Below are 13,081 nucleotides of genomic sequence, written 5' to 3'. Positions count from 1 at the left end.
CTCACGCGTGTCCGGTTGCCCGTTACGCCCCGAGCAGCTTGCGCACGCGGTCCGCGCCGACGGCGAGGAGCAGCGTGGGCAGTCGCGGCCCGGTGTCACGGCCGACGAGCAGGTGGTAGAGCAGCGCGAAGAACGAGCGCTGGGCGACCTTGATCTCGGCGGGGAGTTCCTTGGCGGTGGCGTCGGCGGGGAAGCCGGCCTGCACCTTGGGAACGCCGTAGACGTGGTGGGTGAGTCCGTCGAGCGACCAGTGCTCGTCCAGTCCGGCCAGGAGGAGGCGGATGGATTCGCGGCCCTGTTCGTCGAGCGCGGCGAGCGCCTCGGCGTCGGGCTCGGTGCGCACGATGGTGCGGGACTCGGCGGGCACGTACTTGGTGATCCAGGCCTCGGCCTTGTCGAGCCGGGGGCGGACGGTGTCCAGGTCGGTGACCGGGTTCGCCGGGTCGAGTTCGGAGAGGATCCGCTGGGTCTGCTCCTCGTCGCCGGCGGTGACGTCGGCGACGGAGGCGAGGGTGCGGTAGGGCAGCGGGCGCGGGGTGCGGGGCAGTTCGCGGCCGGCGACGCCGACGGCGCGGCTGTGCGCGGCGGCGTCGGCGGGCAGCACGGTGCCGTCGGCGACCTTCGCGTTGAGCTTGTCCCACTCGTCGTAGAGCCGCTGGATCTCCTGGTCGAAGGCGATCTTGAAGGACTGGTTGGGCCTGCGGCGGGCGTAGAGCCAGCGCAGCAGCTGCGGCTCCATGATCTGGAGGGCGTCGCCGGGGGTGGGGACGCCGCCCTTGCTGGACGACATCTTGGCCATGCCGGAGATGCCGACGAAGGCGTACATGGGGCCGATCGGCTGCTTGCCGCCGAAGATCTTGCCGACGATCTGGCCGCCGACCTGGAACGACGAACCCGGCGACGAGTGGTCGACACCCGACGGCTCGAAGATCACGCCCTCGAAGGCCCAGCGCATCGGCCAGTCGACCTTCCAGACCAGCTTGCCGCGGTTGAACTCGGACAGCAGGACGGTCTCGGTGAAGCCGTCGAGCGTGCAGGTGTAGGACAGCTCGGTGGTGTCGTCGTCGTACGAGGTGACGGTGGTGAGGTCCTTGCCGCACTGGCCGCAGAACGGCTTGTACGGGTAGTAGCCGCCCGCGCCGCCGCTGCCGTCGTCCTCGGACGCGGCGCCGGAGCCCTCGGCGGCCTCCAGCTCGGCCTCGTCGAGGGGCTTCTGGTTCTGCTGCTTCTTCGGGCCCTTGGCGGGGTCCTTCTTGGTGCGGTACTGGTCGAGGATCGCGTCGATGTCGCCGCGGTGCTTCATCGCGTGCAGGATCTGCTCGCGGTACGTGCCGGCCTGGTACTGCTCGGTCTGGCTGATGCCGTCGAACTCGACGCCCATCTCACCGAGGGCCTCGACCATGGCGGCCTTGAAGTGCTCCGCCCAGTTCGGGTACGCGGATCCGGCCGGTGCGGGCACGGACGTGAGCGGCTTGCCGATGTGCTCGGCCCAGGACTCGTCGGTGCCGGGCACCCCGTTCGGCACCTTGCGGTAGCGGTCGAAGTCGTCCCAGGAGATGAGGTGGCGCACGGTGTATCCGCGGCGGCGGATCTCGTCGGCGACGAGGTGCGGGGTCATGACCTCGCGGAGGTTGCCGAGGTGGATCGGGCCGGACGGGGAGAGGCCGGAGGCGACGACGACCGGTTTGCCGGGGGCACGACGCTCGGACTCGGCGATGACATCGTCCGCGTATCGGGAGACCCAGTCCGCGTTCTCTGGGGTCTCCGCTCCGGTGCTCTGGGCCACTGTCGGCTCGTCCTTCTCTCCTGCTTCGGGGACACGCGGCGGTACTCCGCGCGCTGCCATTGTCCCAGTTACTCGCGGCTGGGGTAAAACGCGTTGTCGGCGGGGGTGCGCTCGCGCCGAACAAACGCTTTGCGCCCCCGTGGGATACTGGCCGTGACTCTTTCAACCCAGCCCCGACCAGAACGGCAGCCCTTACCCATGGCCCCGGTCCCGTCCATCACCGCCTCCGTCAACGCACGCCTCGCCGACGCCCTGACTTCCGCCCTGCCGGAGGCCGGCGGCGCGGACCCGCTGCTGCGACGTAGCGACCGGGCGGACTTCCAGGCGAACGGGATCCTCGCCCTCGCCAAGAAGGCGAAGGCGAACCCGCGGGAGCTGGCGACGCAGGTCGTCGAGAAGATCACGAACGGTGAGCTGATCGCCGACGTCGAGGTCTCGGGCCCCGGCTTCCTGAACGTGACGGTCACCGACAAGGCGATCACCGACACGCTCGCGGCGCGCGCCGCCGACACGGACCGGCTCGGTGTGCCGCTGAAGGACGTCCCCGGTACGACGGTGATCGACTACGCGCAGCCGAACGTGGCGAAGGAGATGCACGTCGGTCACCTGCGCTCCGCCGTGATCGGTGACGCGCTGCGCGGCATGCTCGACTTCACGGGCGAGAAGACGATCGGCCGGCACCACATCGGCGACTGGGGCACGCAGTTCGGCATGCTGATCCAGTACGTGATCGAGCACCCGGAGGAGCTGCCGGCGGCCGGTGCGGACGCCGACGGCGAGCAAGCCATGTCGACGCTGAACCGGATCTACAAGGCGTCGCGTGCGGTCTTCGACGCGGACGAGGACTTCAAGGAGCGGGCCCGCAAGCGGGTCGTGGACCTGCAGTCCGGCGACAAGGAGACCCTGGAGCTGTGGCAGCGGTTCGTCGACGAGTCGAAGGTCTACTTCTACTCGGTCTTCGAGAAGCTCGACATGGAGATCCGGGACGACGAGATCGTCGGTGAGTCGGCGTACAACGACGGGATGCCGGAGACGGCCCGCCTCCTGGAGGAGTCGGGCGTCGCGGTCCGCTCGGAGGGTGCGCTCGTCGTCTTCTTCGACGACATCAAGGGCAAGGACGACCAGCCGGTGCCGCTGATCGTGCAGAAGGCGGACGGCGGCTTCGGCTACGCGGCGTCCGACCTCACCGCGATCCGCAACCGCGTCCAGGACCTGGACGCCACCTCGCTGCTGTACGTCGTGGACGTGCGCCAGTCGCTGCACTTCAAGATGGTCTTCGAGACGGCGCGGCGCGCGGGCTGGCTGTCCGACGACGTGACGGCGCACAACATGGCGTACGGCACGGTGCTCGGCGCGGACGGCAAGCCGTTCAAGACACGTGCGGGTGAGACGGTGCGCCTGGAGGACCTGCTCGACGAGGCGGTGCAGCGTGCCGCCGAGGTCGTGCGGGAGAAGGCGCGGGACCTCACCGAGGACGAGATCCAGGAGCGGGCCGCGCAGGTCGGCATCGGCGCGGTGAAGTACGCGGACCTGTCGACGTCGCCGAACCGCGACTACAAGTTCGACCTGGACCAGATGGTGTCGCTGAACGGCGACACGTCGGTGTACCTGCAGTACGCGTACGCCCGTATCCAGTCGATCCTGCGCAAGGCGGGCGAGGCGAAGCCTGCCGCGCACGCGGAGCTGGAGCTGGCTCCGGCGGAGCGTGCCCTTGGCCTGCACCTGGACGCGTTCGGGGACACGGTCTTCGAGGCGGCCGCCGAGTACGCGCCGCACAAGCTGGCCGCGTACCTGTACCAGCTGGCGTCGCTGTACACGACGTTCTACGACAAGTGCCCGGTCCTGAAGGCGGATTCGGCGCAGCAGGTGGAGAACCGGCTGTTCCTGTGCGACCTGACGGCGCGGACGCTGCACCGGGGCATGGCGCTGCTCGGCATTCGCACGCCCGAGAAGCTCTGACATCACACACGAGGGGGGCCTCATGGCACTGTTCGGCAACGCTCATCCGATCGACCCGGCGAAGGCCGCGCAGGACTACGGGCGGCTGCTCGGCCAGGGCGAGCGGATATACGGCGCCTATCAGTTGATACGTGACGCGATCCTGCTCACGGACCGGCGCATGATCCTCATCGACAAGCAGGGGATGACGGGCAAGAAGGTCGAGTACCACTCGGTGCCGTACCGCAGCATCTCCCACTTCGCCGTGGAGACGGCCGGTCACTTCGATCTGGACGCCGAGCTCAAGATCTGGATCTCGGGGAACGCGGTGCCGATCGAGAAGACCTTCACCAAGGGGGTCGACATCTACGAGGTGCAGGCGATCCTGACGCAGTTCGTCGCGCACTGACGGGGCCCGGAGGTCAGGGGCGGCGCGCGGCCCGCAGTTCGCCCTTGACCACCTTGCCGGAGGCGTTGCGCGGGAGTTCCGTCACGAACTCGACGGACCGGGGGACCTTGTAGTTCGCCATTTCGCGGCGTGCCCAGGCGATGAGGTCGTCCTCGGTGAGGACGCCGCCGCGCCTGCGGACCACGTACGCCCTGCCGACCTCGCCGAGGCGGCCGTCCGGGACGCCGACGACGGCGACGTCGGCGACCGCCGGGTGCAGGCCGAGGAGTTGCTCTATCTCGGCCGGGTAGGCGTTGAAGCCGCCGACGATGAACATGTCCTTGATGCGGTCGGTGATGCGCAGGTTGCCGGCCGCGTCCATGATCCCGACGTCGCCGGTGCGCAGCCAGCCGTCCGGGGTGATGGTCTCGGCCGTGGCGGCGGGGTCCTCGAAGTACTCGCGCATGACGTTGAAGCCGCGGACCAGGACCTCGCCCGGCTCCCCGGGAGCGGCCGACTCGACGCGGACCTCGGTGCCCGGTATCGCCCGCCCCGAGGTCTCGGCGATCACCTCGGCCGGGTCGCCGCGGCGGCACATGGTGGCGATGCCGCTGGCCTCGGAGAGCCCGTACGCGGTGAGGACCGTGGCCACGCCGAGTTCGCCGCGCAGCCGTTCCACCAGGCGCAGCGGGACGACCGCGGCGCCGGTCACGACGAGCCGCAACGCCGACAGGTCGTGGGAGTCGCGCGAGGGGTGGTCGAGCAGGGACTGGTGGAGCGTGGGCGGGCCGGGCAGCACCGAGATGCGCTCGGAGGCGATGTTGGCGAGGGCCGTGTCGACGTTGAAGACGGGCTGCGGCACCATCGTCGCGCCGCGCATCAGGCAGGCGAGGACCCCGGCCTTGTAGCCGAAGGTGTGGAAGAACGGGTTCACGATCAGATAGCGGTCGCCCTCGCGCAGGCCCGCGAGTTCGGCCCAGATCTCGTAGCCGCGCAGGGTCTGGGCGTGGGTGATGACGGCGCCCTTGGGGCGGCCCGTGGTGCCCGAGGTGAAGATGATGTCCGAGGGCGCGGTGGCCTCGACGGCGGCGGAGCGTGCGCGGACCTCGGCGGTCGTGACCTTGTCCCCGGCGGCCAGGAAGTCCTTCCAGCTGCGGTAGCCGGGGCCCTCCGGTGCGCCGTCACCGAAGACCACCACCTGTTCCAGGTCGGGGAGTTCGGCGCCCGCCTCCTGTGCGCGGCGCAGCGAGGCGACGTAGGAGGTGCCGAGGAAGGTGCCCGTGACGAACAGCAGGCGGGCCCGGGAGCGGGCCAGGATGTCGGCGGCCTCGCCGCCCTTGAAGCGGGTGTTGAGCGGTACGAGGACGGCTCCCGCGCTCACGGCGCCGAGCGCCGAGACGATCCAGTCCAGGGTGTTCGGCGCCCAGACCGCGATCCGGTCCCCCGCTTCGACGCCCGCGGCCAGGCACGCGGCGGCGGCCCGTTCGACGCGTTCGCCGAGTTCCGCGTACGAGATCCGGGTGCGGCCCTCGACGACGGCCTCGCGCTCGCCGTACCGTTCGGCGGCATCCCGCACCAGCTCCGGGACCGTTCCCCACTCGGCATCCGTACGCATCGAACGACCTCCCACAACGCCGTAGCTGACTATCCGTCAGATTAGCTGTAGCCTGACGCGCTGTCAGCAGAGCGAACAGGCGGCAGACGGAACAAGTGGGGGTGTGCCCATGGCGGGACTCAAGGACGCGACGGCCATCGTCGGCATCGGACAGACGGCCTTCGCGAAGCAACTCCCGGAATCCGAGAAGACGTTGGCTTGTCGGGCGATCATCGCCGCGCTCGACGACGCGGGGATATCCCCGTCCGAGGTCGACGCCTTCGCCTCGTACACGATGGAGGAGACGGACGAGGTCGAGGTGGCCAAGGCCATCGGCGCCGGAGACGTCACCTTCTTCTCCAAGGTCGGCTACGGCGGCGGCGGTTCGTGCGCGACGGTCGCGCATCTCGTCTCCGCGATCGCCACGGGCCAGGCGAGCGTCGGCATCGCCTGGCGCTCCCGCAAGCGCGGCTCGGGGCCCCGCCCCTGGAAGAACACGGCCGTCCAACTCCCCACGCCCGCCCAGTGGACGCGGCCCTACGGGCTGCTCCGTCCGGCCGACGAAATCGGCATGCTGGCCCGCCGCTACATGCACGAGTACGGCGCGACCCGCGACCACCTCTTCAACGTCGCGCTCGCCTGCCGCAACCGGGCCAACCAGAACCCGGCCGCGATGATGTACGAGCGCCCCATGACCCGCGACAGCTACATGACCTCGCGCTGGATCAGCGAGCCGCTCTGCCTGTTCGACAACTGCCTGGAGACGGACGGCGCGCTGGCCTGCGTCATCGTCTCCGCCGAGCGGGCCCGCGACTGCCGGCAGAAGCCGGTCTACGTCCACTCGGCGGCGCAGGGGCTGCCCGCGCAGCACCACGGCATGGTCAACTACTGGAACGACGACCCGCTGACGGGCCCCGCGTGGACGGCCGCCCGGCACCTGTGGAAGAACGCGGACGTCACCCCCGAGGACGTCGACGTCGCCCAGATCTACGACGCGTTCACCCCACTCATCCCGCTCTCCCTTGAGGGGTACGGGTTCTGCGGGCGCGGCGAGGGCGCGGCGTTCACGGAGGGCGGAGCGCTGGAGATCGGCGGGCGGCTCCCCATCAACACGGGGGGCGGCGGCCTGTCCGAGGCCTACGTCCACGGGTTCAACCTCATCAACGAGGGCGTGAAGCAGTTGCGGGGGGTGAGTACGGCGCAGGTGCCGGATGCGGAGACCTGCCTGGTGACGGCGGGTGAAGGGGTGCCGACGTCGGCGCTTTTGCTGCGCGCCGCTTGATCCCTCTTCTTTCCCTGCGACGGCGTTGCGGTCTCGGGGCTCTGCCCCGGACCCCGCTGCTCAATCGCCGCAGGGGCTTGATCTGCCCACCCGTCGCCAGGGCCAACGAATTGCACCGGAGGACAGCCACATGTCAGACGCGACGACCACCTCTCAACTACTCACCCCCACCCCCGACGACGACGGCGCCCCCTTCTGGGAGTACGCCGCCCGCGGCGAACTCCGCATACAGGCCTGCGCCAACCCCACCTGCCAAGAACTCCGGTTCCCGCCCCGGCCCTGCTGCCCGCACTGCCAGTCCTTCGACAGCGAGTGGCGCCGGATGAGCGGCCGCGGCCGCGTCTGGTCGTACGTGATCCCGCACCCGCCGCTGCTCCCGGCGTACGCCGCCCAGGCCCCGTACAACGCGATCGTCGTCGAGCTCGCGGAGGCGCCCCGGATCCGGCTCGTCGGCAATCTGGTCTCCAGCGCCGACGCGCCGCTGAACTCCGTCGACCCCGACCGCATCAAGATCGGCGCGCGGGTGCAGGTGGTGTTCGCGGAGGTCGATGGGGTGACCGTGCCGCGCTGGGTGCTGGAGCGCTCATGACGGTGGCAACGGAGATCGACAAGGGCACGGGCGTCGCCACCGTCACCCTGGACCGCCCGCACCGGCACAACGCGCTCGACCAGGAGACGGTCGCCCAACTGGCCGCCACCTGGAGCGACTTCCGCTTCGACGACACCGTACGGGCGATCGTCCTCACCGGGGCAGGCGACCGGGCGTTCTGCACGGGCATCGACCGCGGGTGGGACGTGCCGCAGCCGGACTCCCCGTACTCGGCGGACGATCCGCTGCCCGCGGTCGGCCCGAAGGCCAACGACCTGTGGAAGCCGGTGATCGCCGCGGTCAACGGGATGGCGTGCGGCGGCGCGTTCTACCTCATCGGGGAGTCGGAGTTCGTGGTCGCGGACGAGACGGCGACCTTCTTCGACCCGCACACCACGTACGGCATGGTGAACGCCTTCGAGTCGATCCATCTGGCCCAGCGGATGCCGCCCGGCGAAGTCGCCCGGCTCGCGCTGATGGGCTCGGCGGAGCGCATGTCGGCGCGGCGGGCGTACGAGGTGGGCCTGGTGTCGGAAGTCACGGCCCCCGGTGGGGCGTTGGAGGCGGCGCTGCGGTGTGCCACCACCATCGCCGGGTGTCCGACGGAGGCCGTCCAGGGCACCGTGAAGGCGGTCTGGGCGGCCACCGCGGCCAATCGGGAGCGCGCCTTCGCACACGCCCCCGACCTGATCCAGCTGGGCAACCTGCCGCCGCAGCGGCAGGCGGAACTCTTCAACTCCCGCACGCAGAGCCGGGAGTTCAGGGTGCGTTGAGAGCCTGTGAACGCGGTCAGCGCCGCACGTAGGCGTCGGGGGCGATGTCGCAGCGGTCGACCTCGGCGGCGAGGTCCGCGCTGCCGACCGGCACCTTGGCGGTCGCCCTGCCCTTCGCGGGCACGGTGACCTCGTGGCCCACGGAGGTCACGGTGGCGCCGCTCGCGTCGAGGAAGGTGGCGCGGACGTCGAACCGCGCGCGCTCGCTGTTGGGGTTGGTGACCTCGACGGTGGCGTACGCCCGCCGCGCGTCCGCGCACGTCAGCAGCTTCACCCTGCCGTCCCGCAGCGTGCTCGCCGAGGACGTGGAGTTCGAGGTGGAGCCGTGCCGGGTGTGCCGGGTGTAGCCGCTGCCGCTCCCGGAATAGCCGGACGACGACGAGTCGTGCTTCTGCGACGAGCTGCTGCACCCGCCCCCGCTGCCGCCGCGGCTCTTGGAATGTCCGTGGCTCCGGCCGGTGGTGAACCCCGTGAGGGCCACCACCACCAAGGTCGCCACCGCTGTCAGTTTCAGTCCCCGTTTCATCACGCGGGGCACCCTATCGGCGGCAGGCGTCCCGGACACCGGGAACCCGGCTACCGGCTGGTCCCCGTCCCCTTCTCCGCGTCGAGCGCGTACACGCAGCGGTCCTTGCTGCACGCGTAGACGACGCCGTCCCGCACGACCGGGGTGCCAGTGATCTCGCCACCCGTGGCGAGCTTCCAGCGCAGCCGGCCGTCGTCGGCCTTCAGCGTGTAGAGCAGGTGGTCCGTGGAGCCGAAGTGGATGCGGCCGTCCGCCACCACGGGCGCCCCGACGAGCTCGCCGCCGGCCTGGAAGCGCCACTTCGGGGTGCCGGTCACCGCGTCCAGGGTGTAGAGGCCCTGGCCGCTGCCGACGTGCACGTGGCCCCGCGCGACCAGGACCGGGTCGACCGACGAGGGCCGGGCCTCGGTCGCGATGCGCCAGCGGTCGCGGCCGTCGGTGGCGTCGAGCGCGTACACGGTGCCGAGGTGGTCGACGAGGTACACGCCGCCGCCGGTGACGGCGGGGCCCGGGGCGAACGCGGGCGGCGACAGGAAGACGGCCGGTGCCTCGAAGTGCCAGCGGACGCGGCCCGAGGCGACGTCGACGGCGAGGACTCGGGTGCCGGCGGCGACGTACACATAGCCGTCGGAGGCGGGCGTCAGGCGCATCGGGACGCCACCGCAGGAGGCCGCGTCGCCGATCGGGTAGGACCAGCGCTCGTCCCCCGTACGGGCGTCGAGGGCGCGCAGGCGGGCGTCCTGCCACACGTAGACCGTGCCCTCGTGGACGACGGGCCCGGCCTCCGCGGCCTCGAAGTCGGCCTGGCAGCCGGTGATCTCCCACAGGACGTCGCCGCTGACGGCCTCGCGGGCCTGGACGCCGCCGCCGCGGGTGGCGGTGACGACGGTGCCGCGGTCGGCCTGGAGCGCGTACACCCAGGCGTCGGTCTGGATCCGCCACAGGTCGCCGCCGTCGCGGGCGTCGAGCGCCCACAGGGTGGGGCCGTCGGAGGCGTGGATGCGGCCGTCGGCGACGGCCATGGACCAGGCGACGTCGCGGGTCTTGAAGCGGCGCCGTCCGGTGGCCACGTCCAGGACGTGCACCTCGAACGACGTGACGTAGACGAGGTCGCCCGCGACGGCGGGCGTGCCCCACACGTCGTTCGACATCCGGAAGCGCCAGGGCCGCCAGGCGGCGCCCTCGGCGACGGCGGGCGCGGGTACGACCGGCTCGTGCGAACCGTTCACCGCGGGCTTGGAGCGGGACCAGGAGCCGGCGAGGCCCGATTCGGCGGGCGGCGCCTTCACGGCGGCGGCCCGCGCGTCGGCGACCCGCGGCCCGGGGCCGATCGGCACCTGCGCCCCGGCGAGGTGCACGGGCCCGTCGGCGACGAGGCTCTGGCCCGCGGGCACCGGCGAGTGCCGCCAGCCGTCGGTGGCCACGAGCCCCGGGGCGGGCGCCATCGGCGGCGCGGGCGGCGGCTGCGAGGGCATGGCGGGGATGGGGGCGCCGTGCCCGTTGGGCGCGGCGTGCGCGCCGGGGCCCGGCGGCCGGGTCCCGGGCGCCTTGGGGGCGGGGCGACCGCCGCGGCGCGACTCGATCAGGGCGACGGACCGCTCGGGCAGCCAGGCGGAGGCGGTGCCGCTGTCGTCGCTGCCCGCGCCGAACAGGTGCGGGGCGAGCTGGGCCTGGAGGTCGGCGGGCGAGGGCCGCTGGCCGGCCTCCATCTGCATGCACGCCTCGAGCAGCGGCCGCAGCTCCTCCGGGAGGCCCTCCAGGTCCGGGCCCTCGCGCAGCAGCATGAACACGGTCTCGACGGGGTTCGCGCCGTGGAACGGGGCGTGCCCGGTCGCCGCGAAGACGAGCGTCGAGCCGAGCGAGAAGACGTCCGAGGCGCCGGTGACGCTGCGCGAGTCCTTCGCCTGCTCGGGCGACATGTACGCGGGCGTGCCCACGGCGACGTTCGTCATGGTCAGGCGCGTGTTCGAGACGCCGGACGCGATGCCGAAGTCGATGACGCGCGGGCCGTCCTCGACGACCAGCACGTTCGACGGCTTGAGGTCCCGGTGCACCAGGCCCGCGCCGTGGATGGACTGGAGAGCCTCGGCGATGCCCGCGGCCAGCCAGCGGACGGCCTGGGCGGGCAGCGGCCCGGTCTCGTTCACTATTTCTTCGAGGGAGGGCGCCGGTACGTACGCGGTGGCGAGCCAGGGCACGGCCGCGCGCGGGTCGGCGTCGACGACGGCGGCCGTGTAGAAGCCGGACACCGCCCGTGCCGCCTCGACCTCGCGCGTGAAGCGGACCCGGAACAGCTGGTCCTCGGCGAGCTCCGTACGCACCGTCTTGATCGCCACGCGTCGGCCCGAGGCCGAGCGCGCCAGATAGACCAGGCCCATGCCGCCCGCGCCGAGCCGTCCCAGAACCTCGAACGGACCGATCCGCCTCGGATCGTGCTGCGTCAGCTGATCCATCACTTCGCCTGCCACCTCCCCGTGCGGGCCACCGCACTCACGGCCCCCGTCAGCGTCTCACCACCGAAGCGCCACGGCGGCACGCACCCCGATTCTTCCTGTCTCGGCCCTCAGTTGCGAACCTCGGGTCAAAACGGGGTGTCTCGGAGCATTCAGGGCCTCTTACGCCTGCTCGCACACCGCGAACACCGCCCCTTGATCATCCTCGATCACGGCGGTGCTTCCGTACGCCGTGGGGTACGGCCCCACCCGCACCCGCCCGCCGAGCCGGACCGCCGCCGCCGCGGTGGCCCCGGTGTCGGCGCAGCCGAAGTGGAGCAGGAACCGGCCGGGCCCCTCGGCGACGACCATACGGCGGACCGCCGCCCCGAAGTCCCCCTCTTCGAATACGGCCCCGTAGAAGGAATCGCTCAGCGCGGCGTCCGGTGTGAGCAGTTCCGCTCCGCAGAACCCGCCGGTCCCGCCGACCCGCTCGAAGCCCTGGTGGGTCCCCGCCTGTCGCAGCACGAACGCCGCCCCCTCGGGCCCCCGCGCGAGCGCGACGGTCGCCTCCGTCCCGCCGGACAGCGGCCCCGCCACGACGTGCCCGCCCGCCGCGAAGACCCGTTCGGCGGCGGCGTACGCGTCGCGCACGGCGAGGTGCACCCGCCACTCGACGCCCAGGTTCGCCGGGGCGAGGGCGGCGACGGAGCGGTCCTCGCTGTAGGCCGCCGTGTAGTAGTCGCGCTGGGCGCCCGCGCCCTCGTCGAAGGTCCAGCCGAGGAGATCGCCGTAGAACCGTTTTCCGGCCTCGACGTCCGCGAGCCGGGCATCGGCCCAGCAAGGGGCCCCTTCAGGAAATTCGGGAACGGCGGGCCGGTCGCGGCGGGCGGGGCGCATGGGCGTCACGCTAACCAGGCCGAACGGGCCGATGCTCTTTAAATTCGAACGTTTGGCCAATTCCGGTCGCTCACGGCGCGTCATTTGACCGGAGGTCATGACGGTCAACCCCATTTGCAGTCGGCCAGATCGCGCTCCGATCACCCCTCGGTAAGCTGACGGCATGACAGGACAAGTACGGACCGTCGACGGCCGCGTGGCCGGACGGCGTGGTCAGGCAACACGTCAGAAGCTGCTCGACTGCCTCGGCGAGATGCTCAGCTCCTCGCCCTACCGGGACGTCAAAGTCATTGATGTCGCGCGAAAGGCGGGCACTTCGCCCGCGACCTTCTACCAGTATTTCCCGGACGTCGAGGGCGCCGTCCTGGAGATCGCCGACCAAGTGGCCACCGAGGGTGCTGGGTTGACCGAACTGGTCGCGGACCGCTCCTGGGTCGGCAAGGCCGGCTGGACCGCTTCGCAGGAACTCGTGGACGGCTTCTTCGAGTTCTGGCGCAAGAACGACGCGATCCTGCGCGTCGTCGACCTCGGTGCTGCCGAGGGCGACAAGCGCTTCTACAAGCTCCGCATGAAGATCCTCAACTCGGTGAACAACTCCCTCGCCGACGCGGTCAAGGATCTTCAGGACAAGGGCAAGCTCGACAAGGACGTGAGCCCGGCCGCGGTCGCCGGTTCGCTGGTCGCGATGCTCGCGGCGGTCGCCTCGCACCAGAAGGGTTTCCAGACCTGGGGCGTGAAGCAGGCCGAACTCAAGCCGAACCTCGCGCTGTTGGTGCACCTGGGCGTGACCGGAAAGAAGCCCACCAAGTAACTCTTCCTGGTCCTGTCGTGCAGCGGCGGTTCGCGTGGTGCAACGTGAGCCGCCGCTGTTGC

Annotated in this window: 11 protein-coding genes; 6 read left to right on the top strand and 5 right to left on the bottom strand. The window is 71.2% G+C overall.

The features are described 5' to 3' along the window. Positions 1-22: 22 nt before the first annotated feature. Positions 23-1,846, bottom strand: a complete 1,824-nt coding sequence (lysS, locus tag ACIA8D_RS32810; protein ID WP_399237826.1) for a lysine--tRNA ligase — start codon at positions 1,844-1,846, stop codon at positions 23-25. 138 nt (positions 1,847-1,984) lie between these two features. On the opposite strand from lysS, the gene argS reads away from it, so the two are divergent. Together argS and ACIA8D_RS32800 are read left to right on the top strand one after the other, a co-directional pair. After that, positions 1,985-3,745 carry an arginine--tRNA ligase gene (gene argS / locus ACIA8D_RS32805; RefSeq protein WP_399237825.1) on the top strand — a complete coding sequence of 587 codons (1,761 nt, stop codon included), beginning with the start codon at positions 1,985-1,987 and terminating at the stop codon, positions 3,743-3,745. A gap of 22 nt (positions 3,746-3,767) precedes the next feature. Then, a complete protein-coding gene (locus ACIA8D_RS32800; RefSeq protein WP_399237824.1) occupies positions 3,768-4,133 on the top strand; it encodes a PH domain-containing protein in 366 nt (121 codons plus the stop codon). A gap of 13 nt (positions 4,134-4,146) precedes the next feature. Here ACIA8D_RS32800 and ACIA8D_RS32795 read toward each other — a convergent pair whose 3' ends face one another. Continuing rightward, the gene (locus ACIA8D_RS32795) at positions 4,147-5,727 is read right to left on the bottom strand and encodes a FadD3 family acyl-CoA ligase (RefSeq protein ID WP_399237823.1); all 1,581 of its coding nucleotides are present in this window, start codon (positions 5,725-5,727) and stop codon (positions 4,147-4,149) included. 109 nt (positions 5,728-5,836) lie between these two features. On the opposite strand from ACIA8D_RS32795, the gene ACIA8D_RS32790 reads away from it, so the two are divergent. The 3 genes from ACIA8D_RS32790 to ACIA8D_RS32780 all read left to right on the top strand — a co-directional run bounded on the left by ACIA8D_RS32790 (position 5,837) and on the right by ACIA8D_RS32780 (position 8,350). Next, on the top strand, positions 5,837-6,988 hold the full coding sequence (locus ACIA8D_RS32790; RefSeq protein WP_399237822.1) for a lipid-transfer protein: 1,152 nt from the start codon (positions 5,837-5,839) through the stop codon (positions 6,986-6,988). A gap of 130 nt (positions 6,989-7,118) precedes the next feature. After that, positions 7,119-7,577 (top strand): Zn-ribbon domain-containing OB-fold protein, encoded by a 459-nt coding sequence (locus ACIA8D_RS32785; protein WP_399237821.1) that lies wholly within the window; start codon positions 7,119-7,121, stop codon positions 7,575-7,577. After that, entirely contained in the window at positions 7,574-8,350 is a 777-nt protein-coding gene (locus ACIA8D_RS32780; RefSeq protein ID WP_399237820.1) for an enoyl-CoA hydratase/isomerase family protein, read from the top strand. Before ACIA8D_RS32785 ends, ACIA8D_RS32780 begins: the two co-directional genes overlap by 4 nt. Positions 8,351-8,366: 16 nt before the next feature. Here the strand turns inward: ACIA8D_RS32780 and ACIA8D_RS32775 are convergent, their stop codons facing one another. The 3 genes from ACIA8D_RS32775 to ACIA8D_RS32765 form a co-directional block, all read right to left on the bottom strand. Beyond that, positions 8,367-8,849, bottom strand: coding sequence for a hypothetical protein (locus ACIA8D_RS32775; RefSeq protein ID WP_399237819.1), 483 nt, complete (start codon positions 8,847-8,849; stop codon positions 8,367-8,369). A 77-nt stretch (positions 8,850-8,926) separates the two neighbouring features. After that, positions 8,927-11,332: a PQQ-binding-like beta-propeller repeat protein gene (locus ACIA8D_RS32770; protein ID WP_399237818.1), complete on the bottom strand. Its 2,406-nt coding sequence runs from the start codon at positions 11,330-11,332 to the stop codon at positions 8,927-8,929. Positions 11,333-11,491: 159 nt separating this feature from the next. Next, a complete protein-coding gene (locus tag ACIA8D_RS32765; RefSeq protein ID WP_399237817.1) occupies positions 11,492-12,208 on the bottom strand; it encodes a VOC family protein in 717 nt (238 codons plus the stop codon). Positions 12,209-12,371: 163 nt separating this feature from the next. Between ACIA8D_RS32765 and ACIA8D_RS32760 the strand changes: the two genes are divergently transcribed. Further along, positions 12,372-13,019, top strand: coding sequence for a TetR family transcriptional regulator (locus tag ACIA8D_RS32760; protein WP_399237816.1), 648 nt, complete (start codon positions 12,372-12,374; stop codon positions 13,017-13,019). Positions 13,020-13,081 lie beyond the last annotated feature (62 nt).

The organism is Streptomyces sp. NPDC051684 (assembly GCF_044453445.1).
Taxonomy (GTDB): Bacteria; Actinomycetota; Actinomycetes; order Streptomycetales; family Streptomycetaceae; genus Streptomyces.
The sequence above is the reverse complement of the archived record's forward strand: the minus strand, read 5'-3'. Positions and strand labels throughout refer to the sequence as shown.